The 24927-nt window shown below is 57.1% G+C and carries 15 protein-coding genes and 1 pseudogene; 5 read left to right on the top strand and 11 right to left on the bottom strand.

Going from position 1 to position 24927, the window contains the following annotated elements; genetic code table 11:
• Positions 1-18: 18 nt before the first annotated feature.
• The 3 genes from HMJ29_RS16525 (at position 19) to HMJ29_RS16515 (ending at position 3185) form a co-directional block, all read left to right on the top strand.
• Positions 19-1272, top strand: a complete 1254-nt coding sequence (locus tag HMJ29_RS16525) for a competence/damage-inducible protein A (RefSeq protein ID WP_171592523.1) — start codon at positions 19-21, stop codon at positions 1270-1272.
• Between the two features lie 209 nt (positions 1273-1481).
• Positions 1482-2891 (top strand): dihydrolipoamide acetyltransferase family protein, encoded by a 1410-nt coding sequence (locus tag HMJ29_RS16520; protein WP_171592522.1) that lies wholly within the window; start codon positions 1482-1484, stop codon positions 2889-2891.
• Between the two features lie 87 nt (positions 2892-2978).
• Positions 2979-3185 carry a hypothetical protein gene (locus tag HMJ29_RS16515; protein ID WP_171592521.1) on the top strand — a complete coding sequence of 69 codons (207 nt, stop codon included), beginning with the start codon at positions 2979-2981 and terminating at the stop codon, positions 3183-3185.
• A gap of 99 nt (positions 3186-3284) precedes the next feature.
• Here HMJ29_RS16515 and HMJ29_RS16510 read toward each other — a convergent pair.
• From HMJ29_RS16510 to HMJ29_RS16490, 5 genes and pseudogenes are all read right to left on the bottom strand, one after another.
• A pseudogene (locus HMJ29_RS16510) lies at positions 3285-3893 on the bottom strand (nitroreductase family protein).
• A 100-nt stretch (positions 3894-3993) separates the two neighbouring features.
• Entirely contained in the window at positions 3994-6543 is a 2550-nt protein-coding gene (locus HMJ29_RS16505; RefSeq protein ID WP_171592520.1) for a TonB-dependent receptor, read from the bottom strand.
• 293 nt (positions 6544-6836) lie between these two features.
• Positions 6837-8882 (bottom strand): S9 family peptidase, encoded by a 2046-nt coding sequence (locus HMJ29_RS16500; RefSeq protein WP_171592519.1) that lies wholly within the window; start codon positions 8880-8882, stop codon positions 6837-6839.
• Between the two features lie 191 nt (positions 8883-9073).
• Positions 9074-11773 carry a valine--tRNA ligase gene (locus HMJ29_RS16495; RefSeq protein ID WP_171592518.1) on the bottom strand — a complete coding sequence of 900 codons (2700 nt, stop codon included), beginning with the start codon at positions 11771-11773 and terminating at the stop codon, positions 9074-9076.
• A 215-nt stretch (positions 11774-11988) separates the two neighbouring features.
• The gene (locus HMJ29_RS16490) at positions 11989-12339 is read right to left on the bottom strand and encodes a 4Fe-4S dicluster domain-containing protein (RefSeq protein ID WP_171592517.1); all 351 of its coding nucleotides are present in this window, start codon (positions 12337-12339) and stop codon (positions 11989-11991) included.
• A gap of 140 nt (positions 12340-12479) precedes the next feature.
• Here HMJ29_RS16490 and HMJ29_RS16485 point away from each other — a divergent pair, with 140 nt between their 5' ends.
• Positions 12480-13493, top strand: a complete 1014-nt coding sequence (locus HMJ29_RS16485; protein ID WP_171592516.1) for an acyl-CoA reductase — start codon at positions 12480-12482, stop codon at positions 13491-13493.
• 116 nt (positions 13494-13609) lie between these two features.
• Positions 13610-13921, top strand: coding sequence for a hypothetical protein (locus HMJ29_RS16480; protein WP_171592515.1), 312 nt, complete (start codon positions 13610-13612; stop codon positions 13919-13921).
• Positions 13922-14048: 127 nt separating this feature from the next.
• On the opposite strand, the gene HMJ29_RS16475 is transcribed toward HMJ29_RS16480, so the two are convergent.
• From HMJ29_RS16475 to HMJ29_RS16450, 6 genes are all read right to left on the bottom strand, one after another.
• Positions 14049-15737: a sodium:solute symporter family transporter gene (locus tag HMJ29_RS16475; RefSeq protein WP_171592514.1), complete on the bottom strand. Its 1689-nt coding sequence runs from the start codon at positions 15735-15737 to the stop codon at positions 14049-14051.
• Positions 15738-15849: 112 nt separating this feature from the next.
• Entirely contained in the window at positions 15850-17058 is a 1209-nt protein-coding gene (locus tag HMJ29_RS16470; protein ID WP_244679127.1) for an aldose epimerase family protein, read from the bottom strand.
• Positions 17059-17125: 67 nt separating this feature from the next.
• Positions 17126-18772, bottom strand: a complete 1647-nt coding sequence (locus tag HMJ29_RS16465; protein WP_244679128.1) for a family 43 glycosylhydrolase — start codon at positions 18770-18772, stop codon at positions 17126-17128.
• A gap of 42 nt (positions 18773-18814) precedes the next feature.
• On the bottom strand, positions 18815-19876 hold the full coding sequence (locus HMJ29_RS16460) for a glycoside hydrolase family 43 protein (RefSeq protein ID WP_171592513.1): 1062 nt from the start codon (positions 19874-19876) through the stop codon (positions 18815-18817).
• Positions 19877-20014: 138 nt separating this feature from the next.
• A complete protein-coding gene (locus HMJ29_RS16455; protein WP_171592512.1) occupies positions 20015-21589 on the bottom strand; it encodes a RagB/SusD family nutrient uptake outer membrane protein in 1575 nt (524 codons plus the stop codon).
• A gap of 33 nt (positions 21590-21622) precedes the next feature.
• Positions 21623-24754 (bottom strand): SusC/RagA family TonB-linked outer membrane protein, encoded by a 3132-nt coding sequence (locus HMJ29_RS16450; RefSeq protein WP_171592511.1) that lies wholly within the window; start codon positions 24752-24754, stop codon positions 21623-21625.
• Positions 24755-24927 lie beyond the last annotated feature (173 nt).

Here is a 24927-nt window from a genome sequence, read left to right as displayed (position 1 = left end):
TCCTAACAGCTCTACCCCATGCCAACTCCTCCCGTCGTTGAAATCATGACTATTGGCGACGAACTGCTCTACGGGCAGGTTATCGACACCAACTCTGCCTTTATGGGTCAGGAATTGGGCAAGCTCGGTCTCCGCGTCAGGCAGATTACCAGCGTTTCTGACTTTGCCGATGAAATAGTGGCGACCCTGGATCAGGCCCGGCAGCGCGCTGATGTAGTGCTAATGACCGGCGGCCTGGGCCCTACGAAAGACGATCTTACCAAGCATGTGCTGGCCCGGTACTTTGGGGCTGAGCTGGTACTGCACGAGCCCACGTTGCGCCACGTGGAAGGCATTTTTGCCCGCTACAACCGCCCCATGCTGGAAGTAAACCGCCAGCAGGCCCTGGTGCCCAGCAACTGCACGGTATTACATAATGCCTTAGGCACAGCGCCCGGCATGTGGTTTGAAGACCGCGGCACCATTTTCGTCTCGATGCCGGGCGTACCGTTTGAAATGAAGGGACTGATGAAAGACGAGGTACTACCGCGTTTGCAGCAGCACTTCCAGACCCCACCCATTGAGCACGTAGTTGTGCAGACGGTAGGCCTGGGCGAGTCGTACCTGGCCGAGAAAATTGCCGACTGGGAAAACGCCCTGCCGGGTAACATCAAGCTGGCCTACCTGCCTTCTTTAGGTGGGCTGCGGCTGCGCCTCTCCGGCTACGCCGATGGACAGCCCGATTTGCGCGGCCGTATGGAAGCCCTGCTGCCCGCCCTGCGTGAGCGAATTGGCGAGGTAATTTTTGCCGTGGGCGAAGTACCGCTGGAGCAGGCCGTAGGCCAGTTGCTGCTGGAGCGCGGCCTCACGGTGGGCACCGCCGAAAGCTGCACTGGCGGCTACGTGGCCTACCGCCTCAGCAGCGTACCGGGCAGCTCCCGCTACTATCAGGGCAGCGTAGTGGCCTACAGCAACGATATAAAAATGCGCGAGTTAGGCGTTAACCCCGCCACCCTAGCAGAGCATGGTGCCGTGAGCGAAGCTACCGTACGGGAAATGGCGGAGGGCCTGCGCCAGCGCCTGGGGGTAGATGTTGCCATTGCCACAAGTGGCATTGCCGGGCCCGATGGTGGCACGCCGACCAAGCCCGTGGGTACTATCTGCATTGCCTACGCCGACAAGTACCAGACCGTAAGCCGGCAATTTAGCTTCGACCGTGGCCGCCAGCTTAACGTAGAGTACACCTCCACCGCCGTCCTGAATCTGCTGCGCCTGAGCTTGCCTGTGGCCTAGCTACTATGCTGGCGCTGGCCCAGGCTTTTTCCTGGTTGCTGAACCAACGCGGTGCGTAACTGAAATAGTAGGCATATCTAGGATTACGCCCACAACAACTACCTTTGGCTTGCTTTTCGGGCCGTACACCCACCCAATTACGCGGCCTGCAGTAGCAGATACCAGACCTTCAACTACCCACCATCCCCCTAACACCCCCTACTAACCGCATGGCACGAGTGGAAATGACGATGCCCAAGATGGGCGAATCCATCATGGAAGGCACCGTTCTGAAATGGCTCAAACAGATAGGCGATACCATTGAGCAGGACGAATCTGTACTGGAAGTAGCTACTGATAAGGTAGATACCGAAGTACCTGCCCTCCACGCCGGCGTATTGCAGGAAATTCTGGTGCAGGAAGGCCAAGTTGTGGCCGTGGGTGCTCCCATTGCCGTTATTGAAACGGACGCCGCCAGCGCGGGTACTTCCGCTCCCGCCGCGGCAGCCCAGGCCTCCGCTCCTTCCATAAATGGCGCAGAGAAGCCCGCCGCTGATGTTCCGTTCGTACCGGAAACTGCCGCTGCCCCAGTGGCGGCTTCGGCGGCGCAACCTCAGCCCGGCCGCTTCTACTCGCCCCTCGTGCTGAGCATTGCCCGTGAAGAAGGTATCTCTATGGCCGACCTGGAGTACCTGCCTGGCACCGGCAGCGAAGGCCGCGTTACAAAAAAAGACATTCTGGACTACGTGGCTGCCGGTAAGCAGCCGTTAGCTCAGCAAGCGGCTCCGGCGGCCCCCGCTGAGCAGCCCCAGGCCGCTGCGGCCCCGCAGGCTGCTCCCGCAACTGCCCCTGCTGCTCAACCAGCGGCCGCCCCCGCGGCTCAGGCAACCCCTGCTGCCCCTGCTACCAAGGCGGTGCCTTCTATCAGTGGTAACCAGGAGCTGATTGAGATGGACCGCATGCGCAAAATGATTGCTCAGCGCATGGTAGACTCCAAGCGGATTTCTCCCCACGTTACCTCGTTTGTGGAGGCCGACGTGACCGACATCGTAAACTGGCGCAACAAGCACAAGGATGCCTATAAGAAGCGCGAAGGCGAGAACCTCACCTTCACGCCTATATTCATTCAGGCTATTGCCCGTGCCATCCAGGACTTCCCCAACATCAACGTTTCTATCGAGGGCGACTACATCATAAAGAAGCGCGATATCAACGTGGGGGTGGCCGTGGCACTGCCCTCCGGCAACCTGATTGTGCCGGTAATTCACCATGCTGATCAGCTCAACCTCAACGGCCTGAGCAAGAAGCTGAATGATCTGGCTAACCGCGCCCGTACCAATAAGCTGAAGCCCGAAGACCTGGAAGGTGGCACTTATACGGTTTCCAACGTGGGGTCTTTCGGCAATGTGATGGGTACGCCCATCATCATGCAGCCACAGGTAGCTATCATGGCCGTGGGGGCTATCAAGAAGAAGCCCGCCGTTATTGAGACACCTCAGGGCGACCTGATTGGCGTGCGTCACTTCATGTTCCTCTCGCACAGCTACGACCACCGCGTGGTGGATGGCTCATTGGGCGGCATGTTCGTACGCCGGGTGGCCGATTACCTGGAGCAGTTCGATCCTAATACCACCATCTAATGCTGCGGTAAAGTTGTTGAGGGTTGGTTGCTGCGTCAGATACTGGCCTAGCAGCCAACCCTCCTTCTTTTTAGCCTTGTACACTTCATGAATAAAGCCTTGCCCCTGGTGGCCCTGCTTATTGCACTGGGTCTTATCTTCTTCCTGTACCAACGGCTCCGGACAGCAGAAACTGCCCTGGAATTGTCAGAGAAACGCTTTCACGATTGTGAACAGGTAAATTTCCAACTGCAAAACCAACTGGTAGCCGCCACCCGCGGCCCAGTGCCCGACAGCCTAAAGGTGCAGGATTAACCAGATTCACTTTGCCCTCAGAACACTAGCGGAGTGGCCTAGCATCAATACACTTGATGCTAGGCCACTCCGCTGTCAGTTTAGTTAAGGACATTTTGTTTACTCCAGTATCCAAGTCACCTTTTCGGCAAGGGGGCGGCGTATGCTGCGGACAGCGGCACCAGGTTTAGGATAGCCCAGCATAAAGAAACCCAGCAGGCGGTCATCGGGGCCTAAGCCGAAGAAGGGTTTCGCTTCTTCGAGGTACGTGACGCCCCCGCTGCTCCAGAACCCCGCCAGGCCATGCGCCACAGCTGAGAGGTGCAGGTTTTGTACGGCGCAGGCTACGGCCGCAATTTCCTCTACCTCGGGTACTTCCTGGCTGCGCTTGAGCCCGATGGCAATAACATGAGAGCTGAGCAGCGGGCTGTTCTGCAGCTTTTCAAACTTGTTCTGCTGAAACTTCTCGCCCGCCTTCTCGCGGTATAGCTCCGACTAAAACGTAGCCAATCGTTGCCGGCCAGCCCCGCCAAATACTACAAAGTGCCAGGGCTCAGTGCGCTTGTGCGTAGGAGCCCAAGTGGCTTTTTCTAGCAGTTCACGGAGCAGCTCATCTGGCACTACGCGGCCTGCTTCAAACTGCACGGGCTGCATGCTCCGCCGCCCCCTGATCAGCTGCGTAACCTGGGCGGCATCAATGGTTAAAACTGTTTCTTGTTGCGTGTTCATACAGGGCAAAATAAAACCCAAACAGGATGTCTATTAACCAAGCGCCCGCCCTTGGGTAAGGGCGGGCGCTTGTACGTGTTTAGTCTGATTGAAGGAAGAATTAGGGGCGGCCGCCGCTGGGCCCCTGAGCGGGCGTAGAGCCAGCGCCGTTGCCGCCGTCGGAGTTGCCGCCGTCCTTCAAGTCGTCGTTGCTAACAGAACGGCGGCGCTTGGGCTGGGCCATACTCATCTTGCCAATCCGGTAGCTCATATTCACGCGGAAGCCCATGCGGTGCAGCACGTTCACACTGTTCTGATCAAGGGTATACGAGCTGATTTCGCTACGGATTTTGTTGGTTGGCGTGAAGAAGTTATCGGCATTGAAGCCAATGCTGCCTTTCTTCTCGGCAAAGTCTTTCTTGAAGCCGAGGCTATATACCCCGAAACCGCCCTGGTAGCCTTGCAGCTGCACCTGGCGCCCCCGGTAGAAACTAAAGAACTGCAGCGCCCACCCTTTCGTGAAGTTATAGCCACCCATGAGTCGGCCGCTCACTACCAAGCCCTCGTTCTTAGCGGCAAAGCGCACATCAGAGAGGTTGTTGTTCAGTAGCGCGTAGTAGATATCAGTACCGCCCCCCAGTGTGAGCTTGTTGTTGATGTTTACGTTGGCGAAAATGCTGCCGCCGTACGCATTCTCTTCTCCAATATTCTGGTATGAGGTTTTCACCGTGTCGCCGCTGACGGTGCGTACCGCCTGAATGGAGCCGGTGGTATTGCGGGCGAAAGCCGTGAAGTTGAGCGAGGTTTGCTTGATGAAGGTGTTGTACCCTAGCTCAAAGTTATTGGTGTACTCTGGGCGAAGTGATGGATTACCCTGACTGATATTGAGCGGGTTGGCTGCCTGCCGGTTGGGGTTCAGAAACTGCAGCGAGGGCCGCTGAATGCGGCGGTTATAGCCTGCTTTCAGGGTATTACCGCTGGCAAACTTGCGGGAGAGGTTTACGCTCGGTACCAGTACACCGTATGAAGGAATCGAGACATCCTCGGCATTCTTAAAGTTGGCGTCGATGGTGGTGTATTCAAAACGGCCACCCGCTTTCAGGGTGTAGTTTTTCAGAAAGCCCAGCGTGTACGAGGCGTAGCCGGCTGCCACGTTCTGGTTGTAGGTAAACACGTTGGAGAGGCCTACGCCCTGCTGCGGCTGTCCGTTGAGGTAGGTAGCGTAGTCGCTGTTTACCTGCCGGATGATGTCTTTACCACCAAACTCCAGCATCTGCGTTTTGCTCAGCGGCGTCTGGTAATCAGCTTGAATGGTGATTTCCTGGTTGTAGCTATCGTTCTCGTTGCGCAGCTGGCTACCCGACTGCAACCCTTCACGGATGTCGTTGGTGAAGTTATTTGTCCGGTTATTGCGGCTATACTGGCCTAGCAGGCTGAACTCGCGCTGGGGCGTCTCAAACGTATGGGTGTAGTTAAGGGTGGCGTCAAGGGTATTGGAGCGGTCCAGCACCTTCACATCGCGCAAGCTATTAATCACGCTGCCATCGGCCCGCACGGTGTTGGCGAAGAGCCCGTCCTGGTAATTGGTACCGTTGCGGACACCCAGCTGCACGGAGGCCGAGAGGAAGTTGTACTTGTTGATGTCGTAGTCCCAGCCTAAGCTGTAGCGCCCGAAGAGGTTGTTGTTACGCGTATCGGCCCGCTGCGTGGTGGTACTGATCAGGTCCCGATCGAGGTCGTAGGTACGCTGCGTGTTGGTGAAACTCCCCGGCGTGTTGTACTGCGCCCGGCCCCCGCCACCTAGTGAGAAACCCATTTTGCCGCTGCGGTACGCTGCATTCAGGCCCAGGTCGGAGCTACGCAGGCCAGCGCTGCCGCGGGCATCCAGGGTGAAGCCCTGCAGGTTATTCTGCTTGGTGACAATGTTGATGATACCCCCGGAGCCTTCGGCATCATACTTAGCCGAGGGCGAGGTTATCACTTCTACGCTCTTGATCTGGTCGGCCGGAATCTGCTTCAGCGCATCGGCAATGCTGCCAGCCGTAATAGTAGAAGGCCGGTTGTTGATGAGCACCCGAATGTTCTGGCTGCCCCGCAGAGTCACGTTACCATCAAGGTCAACGGAGAGTGAGGGCACGCGCTTGAGCACGTCGGTGGCGTCGCCGCCACGGGTGGTTTCGTCTTTCTCGGCGTTGTATACGGTACGGTCAACCTTCTCCTCAATCAGGCTGCGCTGGCCTTCTACCTTTACCTCCCCCAGCGCCTGCGCCGACGACTCCAGCGGCACACTGCCTAGGGCCACCGTGTTGCCATCCTCGGTAATGACCACCCCAGGTTTCTCGACCAGCTTATAGCCGATAAATGTAATCTGGATGGTGTAGGTACCCGCTGGCACGCGCGGGATGCTGAACTTGCCATTATCGTCGGCGGCGGTGCCATCTATTGGCTTACCGGTGATAGGGTTCAGCAGAGCAATAGTAGCATAAGGCACTGGCTGCTTGGTGGCCGCATCAACGATGGTACCGGTTACGCGGCCGTTACCCGACTGCGGTGCAGGTGCCTGTCCACCGGCAGGCCTGCCAGTTCCGGCGGGCCGTTCGCCGGCAGGCATTTGGGCTAATACGGCATGACCACCGCTGGTCAGCACTATAAAGAGAATAAGCTTTTTCATGTACTTGAGGGGAAATAACCTTCACCCGGCAAACCGCAGTCAACTACTGACTGATTGTATTATCTGTAAAACTACTTTCCCCGCTTCCGCACCACCAATTAACCCGACCAACTGACCGATTTATGCTGCAGATGCCGGAGAATGTTCGTGAGTATGCCGGGCAACCGCAGCACAGACGCAACTTTCTGATTAGGGTGGCACGTGGGCCCGAATATTTCTAGAATTACGCTAGGCCCCACGCAAACGGCCACTCCATAACCGGAGTGGCCGTCAGTTGTTTACAAGAAGCAACCTTACACCTCAATACCCAGCAACAACAGCATAAAGGCGTACTGCCGGGCCGTGTCATGAATAGATTTGAAGCGGCCGGACGCCCCGCCGTGGCCGGCCTCCATATCGGTGTGCAGGAGCAGCAGATTATTATCGGTTTTGAGGGTACGCAGCTTGGCTACCCATTTGGCCGGCTCGAAATACTGCACCTGCGAATCGTGCAGGCCAGTTGTCACTAGCATATTGGGGTAGGCCTGGGCCTTTACCTGGTCGTAGGGCGAGTACGAAAGCATGTAGTGGTAATACTCCTGCTGGTTGGGGTTGCCCCACTCGTCGTATTCGCCGGTGGTCAGCGGAATAGTATCGTCGAGCATGGTGGTTACTACATCCACGAAGGGCACGGCGGCTATTATACCCTTGTAATACTCGGGGTGCAGGTTTACCACGGCTCCCATCAGTAAGCCACCCGCCGAGCCGCCCATGGCAAACAGCGTCTTGGGGGAGGTATAGCGCTGGTCAATCAGGAAACGGGAGCAATCGGTGAAGTCGGTGAAGGTGTTTATCTTCTTCAGCTTTTTGCCGTCTTCGTACCATTGCCGGCCCAGCTCCTGCCCGCCTCTGATGTGGCAAATGGCATAGGCAAAGCCCCGATTAAGCAAGCTCAGGCGGGCCACGCTAAAGGTGGCATCCATGGAAAGGCCATAAGAACCGTAGGCGTACTGCAGAAGCGGCGCTTGGCCGTCTTGCCGGAACCCTTTCTTGTAGACGATGGAGACGGGGATGCGCGTCCCGTCGAGGGCCGGGGCATACAGCCGCTCGGTTACGTAATCTTCTCTGTTGAAGCCGCCCAGCACCGCCTGCTCTTTCAGGAGCGTTTTGGTGCGGGTAGTCATGTCATAGTCAAACGTGGAGTGGGGCGTGGTGAGCGAGGTGTAGCCGTAGCGCAGCACCGTGGTATCAAACTCAGGGTTGATGCTGATGCCAGCAGTATAGGTTGGCTCGCCGAAGTTGAGGTAATGCTCCTGGCTGTCCTGCCACCGGATTATGCGCAGCTGCAACAGCCCTTCCTTCCGCTCACCCAGCACCAGGTACTCCCGGAACAGCTCCATGTTCTCCAGAAACACATCGGGCCGGTGCAAAATCACTTCCTGCCACTGTGCCTTGGCAGTATTATTTACAGGCGTTTTGAGCAGGCGAAAGTTGGGAGCTCCCGCGTTGGAGAGGATGTAGAAATGATCCTCGAAGTGCTCTACCTCATACAAGTGGTCTTCTTCGCGGGCCAGAAATACCTGTGGCTCCTCCGTAGGCCTGTCGGCGCGCAGGTAGCGCGTCTCCGACGACATGGTGCTGCTCATGTTCAGGAAAATGTAGTCCCTGGACTTTGAGCGCCCCACGCCGGTGTAAAAGGTGTTATCCAGTTCCTCATACACCAGCACGTCCTGGGTGGGGTCGGTGCCGAGGGTGTGGCGATACACCTGAAACGGCAGCAGCGTATCTACGTCCTTTTTGGTATAAAACACCGTCTGGTTGTCGGCGGCCCACACGGCCTCGCCACTGATGTTTTGAATCTCCTCGGGGTATAGCTCGCCGGTTTGCAGGTTGCGGAACCGCAGCGTGTAGAGGCGGCGGCTCACGGTATCCGTGCTGTAGGCCAGTAGCTCGTTGTTGTCGCTGACCTCAAAATCGCCAATATCGAAGTATGACTCGCCCTGGCCCATCTCGTTGGCGTTGAGCAGCACTTGCTCCGGCGCACTCAGGCTGCCCTGCTTGCGGCAGTAGATGGGGTACTCCCCTCCTTCTTCGTAACGGGTATAGTAGTAGTAGCCGTTGCGGCGGTACGGCACCGACTCGTCCTGCTCCCTAATACGGCCCTTAATCTCCTGAAACAGCTTCTCCTGCAGCGCCTTGGTGGGGGCCATCTGCTCCTCGAAGTACGCATTTTCCGCAGTGATATAGTCGATAACTTCCTGGTTTTCCGGCTCGTTGAGCCAGTAGTAGTTATCAATACGGGTGCCGAAGGGTGAGGTAAGTTCGCGGGGCTTAACAGCCGCTATAGGAGGTTGATACATAGTACTATACAAAGAAAATTAGTGAAGCCTATATAGGCACAAGCTCCAGTAGGGCAGAATGGTTTAAATGCGTCATCCTGAGCTGAGGCAAGGAATCTGCTTACACCAGCACGAGGCACTAGGCCAGTCGTTGCGGCATAACCAGATCCTGCCCTCAGCTCAGGATGAGCATTTTGACGTTACTGAGTGGCCTAGAGCGCCGCTAGGCTCTGCTCCAAGGCCGTAATCTTCGACTCAGCGTCGGCCAGCTTCTGCCGCTCGCGCTCTACCAGATCAGCTTTGGCATTAGCCACAAACTTCTCGTTGCTGAGTTTCTTCAGTACCGAGTCGCGGAAGCCTTGGGCATACTCCAGCTCCTTGGTTAAGCGCTCCTTCTCGGCACCGAGGTCAATCTGGCCTTCCAGCGGTACAAAGAACTCCGCACCACCCGACACAAACCCAACGGAAGCGGCCGGGGCTGCATCTACCACACTGATTTCAGTGAGCGAAGCCAGCTTGCGGATGATACCGTCGTAGTCGGTGAGTAGACCCGCGTCGTCGGTTTTAGCGGCCAGGGTCAGGGGCTTATTGGGCCCCAGACCCTTCTGGTTCCGGATGTTACGCACGCCGGCCACAATGTCGAGGGCTTTATCCATGCGCGCCAGCAGTTCCGGGGCACCAGCTACGGGCTGCTGCTTGGGCCAGGTGGCTACGCACACGTAATCCTTCGGGCCGCGCTCAGCCAGCTCATGCCAGATTTCCTCCGTAATGAAAGGCATGAAGGGGTGCAGCAGCTTCAGCAGCGTCTCCAGAAAGCCAGTGGTGTGGCGCAGCGTTTCGGGGTCGATGGGAGCCTGGTAAGCCGGCTTGATCATCTCCAGGTACACCGAGCAGAAGTCATCCCACACCAGCTTATACACCGTCATGAGCGCATCACTGATGCGGAACTTCTCAAAGTGGTCGTCGAGCTCTACCAGGGTGGTCTGCAGTTTTGCGGTAAACCACTCCACTGCCTTGTTGTTGGCGAAAGGCAAGGTGGCATCCACCTCCCAGCCCTGCGTGAGGCGGAAGGCGTTCCAGAGCTTATTGCAGAAGTTACGGCCCTGCTCCACCAGCTTCTCATCGTAGAGCAAATCGTTGCCGGCCGGGGCTGAGAACAGCATACCCGTCCGCACGCCATCGGCGCCAAACTGTTTGATAAGATCCAGCGGGTCAGGTGAGTTGCCGAGCTGCTTGCTCATCTTACGGCCCTGGGCATCGCGCACAATACCGGTGAGGTACACATTGCGAAACGGAATTTCGCGGCGGAACTCCAAGCCAGCCATAATCATGCGGGCCACCCAGAAAAACAGAATATCCGGACCCGTTACCAGGTCATTGGTGGGGTAGAAATAGTTGATATCGGCATTATCAGGGTCCTTGAACCCATCAAACACCGAAATCGGCCAGAGCCACGAGGAAAACCACGTGTCCAGCACATCCTCATCCTGCCGCAAGTCCGTGAGCTGCAGGTTAGCGTTGCCGCTCTGGGTGCGCGCTAGTTCGAGAGCTTCATTGGGGGTGAGGGCCACCACGTAGGTACCATCGGGCAGGTAGTAGGCCGGAATCTGCTGACCCCACCACAGCTGCCGCGAGATGCACCAGTCGTGCACGTTTTCCATCCACACCCGGTAGGTGTTCTTGAACTTGGCGGGGTGCAGCTTTACCTGGTCGCTTTCCACTACTTCCAGGGCGGGCTTTGCCAAGTGCTCCATTTTCAGGAACCACTGCATGCTCAAGCGCGGCTCAATAACGGCCTTGGTGCGCTCCGAAGTCTGCACAATGCTGGCGTACTCCTCTACCTTCACCAAGTGGCCGGCCTCCTCCAAATCTTTTACAATGTTGCGGCGCGCGGCAAAACGGTCCTGCCCTACGTAGAGCACCGCCTTTTCATTCAGCGAGCCATCGTTGTTGAGGATATCAATAACCGGCAGGCTGTGCTTCACGCCCAACTCGTAGTCATTCAGGTCGTGGGCGGGCGTTACTTTCAGGGCACCCGTACCAAAATCGATGCTTACGTACTCATCCAGAATTACCGGAATCTCGCGGCCTAGCAGCGGGATGCGCACTTTGGCGCCGTGGAGGTGGGTGTAGCGTGGGTCGTTGGGGTTCACGGCCACGGCCACGTCTGCCATGATAGTTTCTGGGCGCGAGGTAGCCACTACTAAGAACTGAGAGTTGAGACCCGAGAACTCAGCTTGTTCTACATGTGCCTTCTCTGGGTTCTCAGCTCCATTATCCAACCTCTCCGCACCCACTACCGCATACCGCAAGTGGTACATCTTGGCCATCACATCCTTCGGAATTACCTCCTCGTCGCTGATGGCAGTCTGGCTCTGCGGATCCCAGTTTACCATCCGGATGCCACGGTAAATCAGGCCCTTCTGGTGCAGATCCACGAATACGCGCAGCACGGCCTCGGTCAGCTCAGGCTCCATGGTAAAGCGCGTGCGGTCCCAGTCGCAGGAAGCGCCCAGCTGCTTTAGCTGCTCCAGAATAATGCCGCCATACTTCTCTTTCCAGGCAAACGCATGCTCCAGGAACTGCTCACGGGTGAGGTCCTTTTTCTCAATGCCCTGCTCCTTCAGCAAAGCTACTACCTTGGCTTCCGTGGCAATGGAGGCGTGGTCGGTGCCAGGTACCCAGCACGCCTCCTTGCCCTGCATGCGGGCCAGGCGCACCAGCACATCCTGAATGGTATTGTTCAGCATGTGGCCCATGTGGAGCACGCCCGTTACGTTGGGTGGCGGAATCACCACCGAGTACGGCTGCTTGCGGGGGTTAGCTTTGGCTTTGAAGAAGCCCTGCTCCTGCCAGCGCTGATACCATTTGGCTTCAACGTCGGCGGGGGTATAGGTTTTGGCGATAGACATCGTCGGAGGGAATCAGTTCAGAATGGGGACAAAAGTAGGCATTTCGAAGGTGGGCGGGAAATGCCGTCGTATCATGCGGTACGGTGTGGCTTAGGCCAGTAGCAATGCAACTGATGAGTGTACCCGGCGGCGCATTGTGCTATTAAGTAATCCAAAACAAAAAGAGCCGCTCCAGGAGCGGCTCTTTTTGATGCATTGTGGGTTCAGCCAGTGGCCTAGGCCTCCTGGTGCAACCACTGCTTCTTTTTGAGCAGATCCTGTTGTGCTTCGCGGTAGTCGGGGTCATCCACGCAGCAGTCTACGGGGCAGACGGCCGCGCACTGGGGCTCCTCGTGGAAACCCACGCACTCAGTGCACTTGTCCGACACGATGTAGTAGTACTCGTCGGAAATAGGCGTTTGTGGGGCTACTCCCGAAACGGTAGAGCCGCCATCAATTTCCACTTCTTTCAGGCTGGTGCCATCGGCCCAGCGCCACTGGGCACCTCCCTCGTAAATCGCGGTGTTGGGGCATTCCGGTTCGCAGGCACCACAGTTGATGCACTCGTCGGTTATCATGATGGCCATAGCCTATATCTCGTTTGGGAGTGAGGTAAAGAGAGTCTGTTAGAACATATACGCACGATGGAAGGTGCGCGAACGGGCAAAATTAGAAATTACCCGTACACTCTTGACTACTTTTGATGCATTGATTTTGTTTCTTTCTAATGAATCACTCCGAACGGTTAGCTGCTTTTGTAGCTCTAGGCCACCATCTCACCCAACTTCCCGACGAAGAAATCACGGAGTTGGCATATCGTACCCGTAATCAAAACCCGTGGTTTGACCGTCCTAACGTGGCGGCTGCTATCAAAGGCATTGCGCATTTGCTACAGGAAGAACCCCTGCGCCATTGGGCCGCCCGCTACCGCCCCGAGCCTACTACGCCCCGGCAAATTGGGGTAGTAATGGCCGGCAACATTCCGCTCGTCGGCTTCCACGACCTGCTGTGCGTGCTGCTTTCAGGCCATACGCTGCTGGCCAAGCTCAGCAAAGACGATACCTTTTTGATGCGTTGGATTTCCAGTGAGCTGCTGCGCCTAGAGCCCCGCTTTGCCGAGCACCTGCAATTTGTGGAGCGCCTGAACGCCGCCGATGCCTTCATTGCTACCGGCTCTGATAATACCTCGCGCTACTTTGAATACTACTTCGGTAAGAAGCCCAACATCATCCGGCGCAACCGCACCAGCCTGGCTATCATCACGGGCCGGGAGTCGGAGCATGATCTGGGCCTATTGGGAGCGGATATTTTCCGGTACTACGGCTTGGGCTGCCGCAACGTGAGCAAGCTGTACGTACCCGAGGGGTACAACTTCAAGGAGCTGCTCGACTCGCTGGCGCCCTGGCACCACATTCTGGACCACAACCGCTACCAGAATAACTACGATTACAACAAGAGCATTCTGCTGGTAAACCGCGTGCCTCACTTCGACTCGGGCTTCCTGCTGGTTACGGAAAACGCCCAGCTGGTCTCCCCTATCTCGGTGCTGCATTACAGCGTGTATACCAGCGAGATAGATCTAGTCGATCAGCTCACCGATGTAGCCGCTCAAACCCAGTGCCTGGTCTCGTCGGGGGGCTTGTATCCCGGTAGCTTTCCCTTCGGGCGGGCGCAGGAACCCGGTGTTGCTGACTATGCCGATGGCGTAGATACCATGGCCTTTTTAGCAGAATTGGCGTAAACAAGCGATATAATAGCCGGGTGGAGTATACCAGTGCAGCGCCTCATCCGTTCTTCACTTGGCATCTGACATCTTACTTACCTGCGCTTCCCAACCTCGACTTACCTACTTGCGTCATGTTACCTGAACTGAAAACCACTGATCCGGCCGTTGAAACAATTGAGAAGGAAACCATTCCTCAATTGCGTTTCGCACAGGAAGATGTTTTAACCGATAAAGCCGCTATCCAGCGCCGCCGCCACGATGCCGAAAGGGCTGCCACCTTAGGCAATGCCTACCACGGCAAGCTCGATATCTATTTCCGAACTGAAGATGGCGTAATTAAGCGCGTGCACACCACCGTGTGGGCCACGCACGAGGAGTATCTGACCCTCAAATCGGGCATTGCCCTCCCCCTGCGAGCCATCCTAAGCTTCGACTTTTATTAAGCGAGGCCGTTACTAGCGTCGCTCTACCCCAAACAGAGAGGCCCGTTTCCAGCTTTGGAAACGGGCCTCTCTGTTTGGGGTGCAACTGGCCTAGCGGCAGCTATGTGAGCCGCTAGGCCACTGCTGCTTACCAGTAAATGGTGTAGAGAGCAGTCAGGATAACCACAATCACCATAGCCCCAATTGCAAAGCTGGGCTTAGGCTTGAACATGCTGGAATCAACCTCCAGGCCGTTGGTTTTCACGCCGCGGCTGGTCTGTAGTAGGCTGATAATGATCATGGCCACAATACAGATGATGAACACAAAGCCCATGCGGTCGAGGAAGGGAATCTCATAGACATTGGAGCCCTCAGGCTTTACCGCGAAGCCAAAAGGAGCCAGGAACGAGAGGTCCATGATGTTAGGCAGGAACTTGAACATCACCGACAGCAGGAAGCCTCCAATGGTGGCAAACAGGGCCGCTGCCGAAGTGGTGCGCTTCCAGAAGAAGCCCAGGATGAACATGGCGAAGATACCCGGCGACACGAAGCCCGTGTATTCCTGAATGTACTGGAAGCCGCCTTTTTTATCGATACCCAGGTGCGGTGCAATCAGCACGCCCAGGATCATGGCCACTACCACCGCAATTTTACCCACGCTCACCAGGTTTTTCTCGGTGGCATTGGGGTTAATTACTTTATGATATACGTCGAGGGTGAAGATGGTGGCAATGGAGTTTGCCTTACCAGCCAGGGAGGCTACCACAGCCGCCGTGAGGGCCGCGAAGGACAACCCCTTCAAACCAATTGGCAGAATGTTGAGCAGCACCGGGTAGGCCCGGTCGGGGTTAAGGTCGGCACCTTGGCCAAACTCAGCGGCACCAAATACATCCTGTTTATAGAGCACGTAGGCCGCAATGCCAGGCAGTACTACAATTACGGGCATCAGAAGCTTCAGAAAAGCGGCAAACAACAGACCCGAACGAGCCGTGGGCAGGTCGGCACCAAGGGCGCGCTGGGTGATGTACTGGTTACAGCCCCAGTAGTTCAGGTTTACAATCCACATACCGCCCAGCAGCACGGTTAGGCCCGGCAGGTCAAGGTAGTTAGGGTTGTCGCGCTTGAAGATCATCTGGAAGTGGTCACTGGCCTGGTCGGTCATCAGGTTAAAGCCGTTCATCACGCCCGACTGGCCGTAGTGCTCAGCCACCATGTTCAGAGCCAGATACGTGGTGGCCAGGCCACCTAGAATCAGGAAGAACACCTGAATTACGTCGGTAAAGCCAATAACCTTCATACCACCCAGGGTGATGATGATGGCAAAGGCCGCCAGCGCATACAGGCAGAAATCGAGGTTCAGACCCGAGATACTGCTCACGGCAATGGCGCCCAGGTACAGAATAGACGTGAGGTTTACCACCACGTAGAGCATCAGCCAGAAAATGGCCATGATCATGGCCACCGTGCCATTGTAGCGCTGGTGCAGGAACTGAGGCATTGTGGAAATGTTGTTCTTCAGATATACTGGTATGAAGAATACGGCCACAATAATGAGCGTGAGAGCCGCCATCCACTCGTAGGTGGCAATGGCCAGGCCCATTTTAAAGCCGGATCCCGACATGCCCACGAACTGCTCGGCGGAGATGTTGGAGGCAATAAGGGACGAGCCAATGGCCCACCACGTCAGGGAGCCTTCCGCCAGGAAGTAGTCCTTGGAATCTCCTTCTATCGTTCCGTCGTGGCCCGTCTTTCGGCGGTAAATCCAGATGCCGTACCCGGCAACTATCACGAAATAGATAAAGAAGACAATGTAATCTAGAGTGGCCAGCTGATGCATGATGCTACTACAAGGAATGAAAAGTGTGCTTATTGAAAGGGAAGTGGGGGCATATGGTAGAGGGATAAGGTGGCGTAACCAGACACCACTCAAATCGACGTACTATTTAAGACTATTTGCGCACACCAAAGCGGTATTCTGTAGTAGACCGGAAGGTTTCTCCGGGCTTGAGAATGGTGGAAGGGAAATTTGGCTGATTTGGAGAGTCAGGAAAGTGCTGTGTTTCAAGGCAGAACCCATAATTCTGCGTGTATTTGGTATTTCCCTTGCCCACTAAATTTCCTTTTAGAAAATTACCGGAATAAAATTGCACGCCCGGTTGATCGGTGTATAGGTCCATGGTGCGACCAGTAACCGGCTCGTACACCGTGGCCGCCAGCTCGGGGCTGGGGCGCATTTTATCAGCCAGAACCCAGTTATGATCGTAGCCTCCGGGTGCATCGCCGGGCACCTGCTTAATTCGCTCCCCAATAGCGTGCGGCTGGCGGAAATCCATGGGCGTACCCTGCACCATCCGCAGCTCCCCGGTGGGTATCAGGGAGGCATCAACTACCGTGAACCGGTTGGCGTTCAGCGTCAGTATGTGGCCTAGCGCATCTTTGGCCTGGCCGTGGTTGAGGTTAAAGTAGCTGTGGTTGGTGAGGTTGATGGGCGTAGCCTTGTCGGCGGTGGCGGTATAGTCGAGGCGCAAGGCATCGTTGTTGGTGAGCGTGTATACCACTTTTACCGTCAGATTGCCGGGGTAGCCCTCCTCCCCATCTTCACTGCGGTAGGTGAGCGTGAGGGTCTGGCCATCGGCGGAGGTGCCGGGCTCTGCCTGCCATACTACTTTATCAAAGCCCTGAGTGCCGCCGTGCAAGCTGTTTGCGCCGTTGTTGGTAGCCAGGGTGTACTGCTTACCATCGAGCGTAAATTTCCCTTTGGCAATGCGGTTGCCGTAGCGCCCAATGAGCGCCCCAAAGTAGGGCCCCTCCTTCAGATACTGAGCATTGGTATAGCCATTCAACGTATCAAAACCCAGCACCACGTCGCCGAGCTTACCGGTTTTATCGGGCACCAGTAGGCTGGTGAGGGTACCGCCGTAGTTGGTGATGGTAGCCTTCAGGCCATGCGCATTGGTAAGGGTATAGAGCTGCACCTCCGTGCCGTCGGAGGTTTTGCCGAACAAGGTGGAAGTGGGCATGATGATAGTAGTTTGACTGGAATCTGGAGTGGTGGCCGCACTAGCAGAGCCAGTGGTCTGCTCAGAGGTAGTAGCCTGGTTGCAAGCAGCCAGCAAGAGCAGGCTAGCCAGAGCAGTGTTCCGGGAGAATTCAATCATTATACGGGAGATATGGAAGCGAAAAGCAACGTCTGAGCTGTTAGGGAAATGCTACTTCCGGCGGATGCTATTTGCCCTCGCCCTGCGCGGTTACCAGCTCGTTTTCCAGAATAAAGTTTTCGAAAGTGGCCGTGGCTGTGGCCGGACCTTTTACCAGCACGCCAGCGCGCACACCACGGTCCCAGGGCGGCAAGTAGGAGCCATTAATAGAGCCCGTAACGCCGGGCATGTTCTGCCAGGATTTGCCCCCATCAATGCTCCACTCAAAGCGGAACTGGTTGCCTTGCTGAGCCCGTAGGCGCAGGGTAATGGCGGTGGCAGCCGTGGCGGGCAGCTTCACCTCGCTTAGGTTTTTCTGCTTGCCTTTCTCCAGCTGCCAGAGCTGCAGCTTACCACTGCCAGCCGTGAAGGCCAAGGTATTTTCAGGGTCGCCGTGGGCGGCAATGCCGGCAACCGTGCCGACCGGGAGCTTGGCGGGGTTCAGCAGCGTGGTAGTGGCGGTATAGTCGGCGGTGGTGGTGTGCTGGCCTAGCACAGCGCCGCTGTGCTGGGGCCGCGCCGTAACGTACAGCTTGCCATCACGCACGGCTACTGTAGGCCTCTCCTCTACCGGCCACTGCCAGGAGGGCAGCAGGGTAGCACTCGTAAACTCATCATTGAGGTTGCGGGGCACCATGGGGGCCGCCTTGGTAACCACGCTACCACCCTGGCGGAACTCCGGCCAGCCGGCGGCAGTCCAGCTAAATTCACTGATTACCCCTTGCCGGCCCACAAACTCAAAGCTGCGGGTGTCATAGGCGTGGTGCAGCATATACCAGCGGTTGCCGCGGTTAAACACGGTACCGTGGCCGGGGCAGGCCCACTTCTCACTTTTGGTGAGTATAGGGTTCTTCTCATACTTCTCCCAGGGCCCCAGTAGGCTCTTGGCCCGGGCCACCCCTACGCCATAGGTGCAGTTGTGGCCGCAGCAGCCATTGCCGGCATAAAAGGCGTAGAAGTACCCATTATGCTTGATCATGCTCACGCCCTCTACCAGGTTGCCCTCCCAGGGCGTAGTGTTACGGAATAGCTCCTTCTTCTCCCCTAGTAGCGCCGTGTGCTCTTCATTGAGACGCTGGGCCCAAATAGGCGTGGGTTGGTTTACGCTGTTGCCATCTTCCTTCCAGATCAGGTAGAGCTCATTTTTCTCATCGCGCATCGGGAAGCCATCGATAGAGCCATCTTTCTGGCCGACCAATGGGCCTAGGTCGCGGTATGGGCCAGCGGGGCTGTCGGCCACGGCCACTCCTACCGCCAGGTTACCACCTTTCTGGTGAGCCGTGTAATAGATGTAGGTTTTGTCGCCTTCCTGACTGATTTCGGGCGCCCAGAAATAATAGTCGGCCCAGGCGGGCAGCTCATTCGGGAACACGTGGCCTACCAGGTCCCAGTCGGTGAGGTTAGTGGATTTCAGGAGTGGAAACGCTGGCCCCCAGTTAGAGGAAGTAGCCGTGGCCCAGTACGTGTCGCCTACTTTGGTAATGGAGGGGTCAGGAAAGTCGCCGGCCAGCACCGGGTTCACGATGGACAACGCCGGTTCATCAGCTTCGGCCTTGGTTTCAGCGGTGGTAGCAGTTGGCGTGCTGACGCTGGTCGTCGTCGACGTGGTTTGGCAGGCGCCCAGTAGGCTCAGCGAGAGGCCTAGCGCCAGAATAGTCGTGTGGTTCAGTGCCATGAAGTAAATGGGCTGCAATCACTAGATTGAGAGATGACGGGCTTATTCGCCGGCGGGCTTGGGCAGCGCCGTACCCAGGGCCACGGGGGTACCGAAGTTGGGCGTGCCATCGGCATTCCAGGTAAACTTCTGCATCCGGGGGCTCCGGTTGTCGCCGCAGCCCTGGCCAATTTGGGGGTTGGCATGGTAGATTATCCAGTCCTCGGTGCCATCCTTCGACTGAAAGAAGCCGTTGTGTCCGGGGCCGTAGGCCTGTCCGGCGGGGTTCTTCACGAATACTGGGGTTGCCGTTTTGGTCCAGGAGCTGGCCTTGAGCGGATCGGCGGTGGCGGAGGCTGTGAGCAGGCCCAGCGCGTAGTCATCGGTACTGCAGTGGCTGGCCGAGTATACCACGAAGGTTTTGTCGCCATGTTTCAGTATTTCCGGGCCCTCGTTTACGGAGGGTGTGCCCTGCTGCTCCCAGCCAAACTCAGGCTGCGATATTTCTACCCGCGGCCCTACCAGCGTCCAGGGGTTGCCCATTTCGGCAATGTAAAGGCGCTGAGTCTGGCTGCTGGCTACCTCATGGCCCGACCACAGCAGGTAGCGCTTGCCGTTTTGCTCCAGCACGGTACCATCAATGGCCCATAAATCCTGCCCCGGTACAGCAATACGGCCCTTGTCTACCCAAGTGCCAGTAGTGGGGTCAGCGGCGGTGTTTTCCAGCACATTAATGCGGTGGCCGTCGCAGCACATGGGGTTTGCCGAGTAGTAGATGTACCACTTGCCATCGAAGTTATACAGCTCAGGCGCCCATATTTCGCGCTGGTTTACGCCGGCCTGCTGGGGCGTCCAGACCACGGTGCTTACCGCGGAGCCCAGCTCCGACATCTTCGCCGTTTTGCGAATCGTCAGGTTGTTGCCGGTGGTACTCATGTAGTAATACACGTCGCCGCGGCGGTACACCCATGGGTCGGGGCCCACCGAAAGCAGCGGATTGGTAAAGGTGGTGGCCGTGGGAGTGGTAGGGGGCGCCGGGGTGGGTGCTGGCGGCGCCGATGAGCTTTGGCACGCCAGCACAAAGGCTAGCATGCTAACGGGCAGCAGTCGAAATATGGAAGTCATAGCGGGTGGAAAACAGACAAATGGCAGAACAGATACTGTGGGGTAGATGCCTCCTGGCATCTGCTAATCTAGCCTATAAACAAGAGCCGCCCCGACCCACGGCCGGAACGGCTCTTATTCAATAGCCTTTTAGCTGGCCTACCAGCCAGGGTTTTGCGTCAAGCGGCCCAGATCAACATCGCTCTGCACCAGCGGCAACAGGCGCGACTTGCCTAGTACGAAGTTGTTGAAATCGGGGTCGTGAGCCCGGAGAAGCGCCAGGCCAGTAGCGTTTTCCAGCAGGCCCCAGCGCTGTAAGTCAAACCACCGCACACCTTCGCCCGTCAGCTCCGTTACCCGCTCGTGCATGAGTTGGGTACGCAGCGTGGCCTGCGTGAAGGCCGAGGCAACTAAGGGTGCAAGGCCGGCACGCTGCCGCACCTGGTTAATAAGCGGAATGGCCGCCGAGGTTTGGTTTTGCTCATTCAGGGCTTCGGCCTGCAGCAGCAGCACATCGGCGTAGCGCATCACGCGCTGGTTGATGGGCGAGTCAAAATCCTCGAAGTTGCGGTAGTAGTCGGTTTGGTATTTGCGCCAGTACACGCGGGCGCGGTTGCGGGCATCTTTGCCGTATCGCGTCAGGAAGCCCACACCGTAGGCCAGGGTGTCGGCATCGGAGGGCAGTGCCGTTGGGAACTGGGTTAGGTCACGGCGGTTATAAAACACCGTGGCCGCCAGCCGAGGGTCGCGCTGCCCCGTAGTGGTCGGCTCCTGTAGCAGTTCGCGCACTACCCAGGGCCGCACCTCTCCATCGTTAAAGCCAAAGCCCGGCACGCCCCAGAACTGCGAGCGTTGTCCACCCTGCGAACTGGTAGCATCGGGGCCGCCGCCGGCGTCGTTGCCGCCCTTCTTCTCATCCGAGAACTGCACCTCAAAAATAGATTCTGCGTTGTTCTCGGTGGTGTGGCGGAAGTTATCGGCGTAGTTAGCAGTCAGGCGGTACTGGCCCGAGCTGATTACCTGCGCAAACTGCCCTGAGGCGTCAGCCCAGCGCTTGTTCTGCATGTAAGCTTTGCCCAGCAGCGTAGTGGCCGCGCCGCGGGTAGCCCGGCCTACATCGGCTCCGGTATAGGAAATGGGCAAATCGGGCTGGGCGGCCTGCAGGTCACTTATTACCTGCGTCCATACCTGCGCTTCCGTGCCCTGGGGGTAGGCCTCATTAAGGTTGGCCGGAGGCGTAAGCGCAATAGGCACATTGCCATACAACGACACCAGATTGAAGTAGCTCAAAGCACGCAGGAACTTAGCTTCTGCTATTACGCGCTTTTGCAGGGTGGCATCCATCCCCGTTATGGTGGGCACGTTAGCAATGATCTGGTTGCACCGGAAAATAGTGCGGTAATGGTCGCGCCAGATGTTCTGCGACACTTCAAAGTTGTAGTTCGTCTGCACGAACTTGGTAAAGTCGGCCAGCTCGCCCCAGGGGCTTTGGCTGAAGCCGGTATCATCGCGCAGGTCAAAGGCAAAGTTGAGCCAGCGGCGGTACATGCCCAAGCCCTGCAAGCCGGCGTAGGCCGCCGTAGAGGCTTTCACCGCGTCGTCGGAGTTTTTCCACGACGACTCCGTGGTGGGCAGGTTAGGGTTTACTTGGTCGAGGATGTTTTTCTCGCAGGCCGTAACGCTTAGCAACAGGGTTCCGGCCAGGCTCCATCGGGTTAATACTGATGATTTCATATCAAAGGAGAATCTAAGGATGGGGGGAATGGCCTAGAAGCCAGCCTGAATACCAAGCGTGAAGGAGCGCAGGTTGGGGTACGAGCCCTCATCAACCCCACGCGCCAGGTTATTAGCTAGGGAGTTAAAAGCACCACTACCCACCGTTTCGGGGTCGTAGCCCGTGTATTTGGTAACGGTAAACACGTTCTGGCCTGTGGCGAAAATCCGCAGCGAAGACACGTACTTAGAGCGCTCCAACAAGGGTTTAGGCACCGTAAAGCCAATCTGCAGGTTCTTCAGGCGCAGGTAAGAGCCATCTTCCAGCCAGCGGGTGCTGTTAAAGCGGGCATTGTTGCCAGCTGCAATACCGCTGTTACCCCCGGCAATAAGGGCACGGGGCGTAGTGTTGGAAGGGTTGGTTGGCGTCCAGGGGCTGAAGTCGGAGCGGTAGTTGCCGTTATCGTCGGTGCGGTCGAGCCAGTACCGGCTGGTGTTAAACACGTCGTTGCCCTGCACCCCCTGGAAGAAGGCCACCAGGTCAAACGCCCCAAACCCTAAGTTCAGGTTGGCGCCGTACTGCAGTTTAGGGAATACCCGGCCCACATGCACCCGGTCTTTGTCATCAATCACGCCATCGGCATTGTTATCTTTGTACCGAACATCACCGGCCTGTAGGCCACTCGGGATGTTGCTGTCACCGGACTGGTAGATGCCATCAAACTCATAGAGGTAGAAGGAGCCCAGTTCGTAGCCCACCTCTGTGCGGGTAATTCCGTTGGGGCCACCGTTAAAGAAGTTAGCAGCGCCGCCTTCGTCGCCACTGGCAGTACCCAGCTCCAGAATCTTGTTTTGGAGGGTAGTCAGGTTAACCGTTGCGCCGTAGCGGAAGGGCTTGCTAGTCTCATTGTAGCCCAATTGCAACTCAAAGCCCTTGTTTTCGAGCTTGCCCAGGTTCCGGAAAGGGTTAGACCCAGCGTTGCCGAAGGTGAGAGCCAGATCGGGGTTGATGAGAGCATTATAGGTTCTCGATACGTAGTAGTCGGCCGATAACGTAAGCCGGTCATCTAGGAAACCCGCATCGAAGCCGACGTTGGTCGTGCGGCGGTCTTCCCACCGAATGCCCGTGCTGGCGTAAGCCGTCTGGATTCCCCCATTCTGGATACTGCCTCCCAACACATAGTTGGCGTTGGTATTTATGTAGCCTTGCGAGAGGTAAGAGCCACCGTAGGCCCCATTGAGCAGGTCATTGCCTAAGCGGCCATACGATGCGCGTAGTTTCAGATTAGAAACTGCTGTCACATCCTGGAAGAAGGCCTCCTTCGACACCCTCCACCCTAATGAGGCTGCCCCAAAGTTGCCCCAGCGGTTGCTGGGGTCGAAGCGGGAGGAACCATCACGGCGGAAAGCCGCCGTAACCAGATAGCGCTGGTCGTAGTCGTAGGTCAGCTGCCCGAAGTACGACTGCTTGGCCCACACATAGGAGGAGCCAATTACCTGTGGCGTCTGGCTGCCAGCGTCAAGTGCCCAATAGTAGGTCGGGCCCGTGCCATAGCCAAAGTTTACGCCCCGGGTAAACTCCTGCCGAAAGCGCTGCTGGCTGTAGCCGGCCACAGCCGTGAGGTTATGCTGGCCAAAGCTCTTATCAAACGTGAGGGTATTCTCAGCCATTCCAAACAGCTCATTACCTTGGCTGTCACCAAAGTTAGAGGGGGTGGTAGCATCGTTACGCCGCCAGATGCCAAACTGCCGCCGCTGCTGGTCATGGAAACCGTGGTATTCGGTGGCCAGGTTGAGGCGGTAGCGCAGGAAGTCGAAGAGGCTAAGCTCTCCGTACACATTGCCCTGTAAGCGGTTAGAAGTGCCCGTATCATTGAGCAGCTTTTGCAGGGCAATGGGGTTGGTGCCGAAGGTAACGGCGTTATCTGTACCGATGCCAAAGCCGCCGGGAATGGCGGGGTCATACACCGGAATTACCGGCAGCATCCGCACAATGTCAATGAAAGGCAGCCCGTTTAGGCGGGTTTGGTTCGTGCGCGAAAGCAGGGCGTTCTGCCCAATCTTGATTCGGCCGCGCGTGAAACCTGTGTTTACCCGGAAGCTGTAGCGCTCAAACTTAGGGCCCTCAACGGTGCCATTCTGCTTGAAATAGCCACCCGAAACCAGGAAATTTGAGTTGGGGCCACCACCCGAGAAACCCAGGTTATAATCCTGAATAGAGCCTTGCTTGAAGAACTCCTTTTGCCAGTCGGTGTCAATACCCGCGGGTGGGTTAGCGGCATATGGCTGCGGGTTTAGGCCAGCGTTCTGGTAGGCCTGCCGGTTGATGGCGGCCCACTCGGCGGCATTCGTCAGGTCAAGCGTATTTACCAGGCGCTGCACGCCGCCATTAGCGCTGAAGTTGATGCTGGCCGTGCCCGCTTTGCCCTTTTTAGTGGTAATAATAATAACCCCATTTGCGCCGGAGGCGCCATACGGGGCCAATGAAGCTGCATCTTTCAGCACCTGCACCGATTCAACGTCGGCGGGGTTAAAGTCGCGCTGGCCGCCCTGGCTTTGCACCCACAGGCCATCAATCACATACAGCGGGCCGCTACCGCTGGCAATGCTGCCCAGCCCCCGAATGTTGATGTTAGGCGCCTGGCCCGGCTGGCCCGAGTTGGTTACCTGCACACCAGGCAGCCGCCCCTGAATGGCTTCGCCCACTGAGGCCACCGGAGCCCGGCGCACTTCCTGTGCCCCCACTGAGGCCACTGAGCCGGTTACATCCTGCCGGTTTTGGGTTAGGTAGCCTACGACTACCACCTCATTCAAGGCTTTGCTGTCGGGAGCCAGGTTTACATCAATGCTGGTGCGGCCATTTACCGGCACCTCCTGCGTGGTGTACCCCACAAAGGAGAAAGTGAGGGTCGCATTATCGGCCACCGTGAGAGAGTAGCGGCCATCCGTGTCGGTGGTGACGCCATTGGAGGTTCCGCGCTCCAGCACGGTAACTCCCGGCATCCCCTGCCCCTTTTCGTCTACAACCCGGCCTGTTACGGTGGTGGCTACCAACTCGGGCGTTTCCGCGCGTAGGCGCAAGGCCTCGGCCGCGGCGGCACCGGGCATTCCGGCTAATGCAACGGGCAGGCTAACCAGCGCGGCTGGTACCGTTAGCCTTCGCAATCTGAGTAAGGTGTCTTTCATGGGAATTGGTGGGGATGGAAATGATGGCTAAGGATTTTGCAAACGTTTGCACAGATATGCATGATGCAAACGTTTGCACGCACTCGGCAAAAAAAGCCCCGCTTATGCTGCTAGCGAAGTAATAACCCTGAAAAAGGCCGGTATGATGAGGGCAGCTTCAATCCAACGGGACC

Origin of the sequence: Hymenobacter taeanensis, assembly GCF_013137895.1 — a bacterium.
Classification (GTDB): Bacteria; Bacteroidota; Bacteroidia; order Cytophagales; family Hymenobacteraceae; genus Hymenobacter; species Hymenobacter taeanensis.
Note: the sequence above shows the minus strand (reverse complement) of the source record. Positions and strands in the feature narration are given on the sequence as shown.

What these genes read in the sequence shown, in the direction of transcription:
- HMJ29_RS16525 (WP_171592523.1), top strand. Translation starts at nt 19, where the DNA reads ATGCCAACTCCTCCCGTCGTTGAAATCATGACTATTGGCGACGAACTG.
- HMJ29_RS16520 (WP_171592522.1), top strand. Translation starts at nt 1,482, where the DNA reads ATGGCACGAGTGGAAATGACGATGCCCAAGATGGGCGAATCCATCATG.
- HMJ29_RS16515 (WP_171592521.1), top strand. Translation starts at nt 2,979, where the DNA reads ATGAATAAAGCCTTGCCCCTGGTGGCCCTGCTTATTGCACTGGGTCTT.
- HMJ29_RS16505 (WP_171592520.1), bottom strand. Translation starts at nt 6,543, where the DNA reads ATGAAAAAGCTTATTCTCTTTATAGTGCTGACCAGCGGTGGTCATGCC.
- HMJ29_RS16500 (WP_171592519.1), bottom strand. Translation starts at nt 8,882, where the DNA reads ATGTATCAACCTCCTATAGCGGCTGTTAAGCCCCGCGAACTTACCTCA.
- HMJ29_RS16495 (WP_171592518.1), bottom strand. Translation starts at nt 11,773, where the DNA reads ATGTCTATCGCCAAAACCTATACCCCCGCCGACGTTGAAGCCAAATGG.
- HMJ29_RS16490 (WP_171592517.1), bottom strand. Translation starts at nt 12,339, where the DNA reads ATGGCCATCATGATAACCGACGAGTGCATCAACTGTGGTGCCTGCGAA.
- HMJ29_RS16485 (WP_171592516.1), top strand. Translation starts at nt 12,480, where the DNA reads ATGAATCACTCCGAACGGTTAGCTGCTTTTGTAGCTCTAGGCCACCAT.
- HMJ29_RS16480 (WP_171592515.1), top strand. Translation starts at nt 13,610, where the DNA reads ATGTTACCTGAACTGAAAACCACTGATCCGGCCGTTGAAACAATTGAG.
- HMJ29_RS16475 (WP_171592514.1), bottom strand. Translation starts at nt 15,737, where the DNA reads ATGCATCAGCTGGCCACTCTAGATTACATTGTCTTCTTTATCTATTTC.
- HMJ29_RS16470 (WP_244679127.1), bottom strand. Translation starts at nt 17,058, where the DNA reads ATGATTGAATTCTCCCGGAACACTGCTCTGGCTAGCCTGCTCTTGCTG.
- HMJ29_RS16465 (WP_244679128.1), bottom strand. Translation starts at nt 18,772, where the DNA reads ATGGCACTGAACCACACGACTATTCTGGCGCTAGGCCTCTCGCTGAGC.
- HMJ29_RS16460 (WP_171592513.1), bottom strand. Translation starts at nt 19,876, where the DNA reads ATGACTTCCATATTTCGACTGCTGCCCGTTAGCATGCTAGCCTTTGTG.
- HMJ29_RS16455 (WP_171592512.1), bottom strand. Translation starts at nt 21,589, where the DNA reads ATGAAATCATCAGTATTAACCCGATGGAGCCTGGCCGGAACCCTGTTG.
- HMJ29_RS16450 (WP_171592511.1), bottom strand. Translation starts at nt 24,754, where the DNA reads ATGAAAGACACCTTACTCAGATTGCGAAGGCTAACGGTACCAGCCGCG.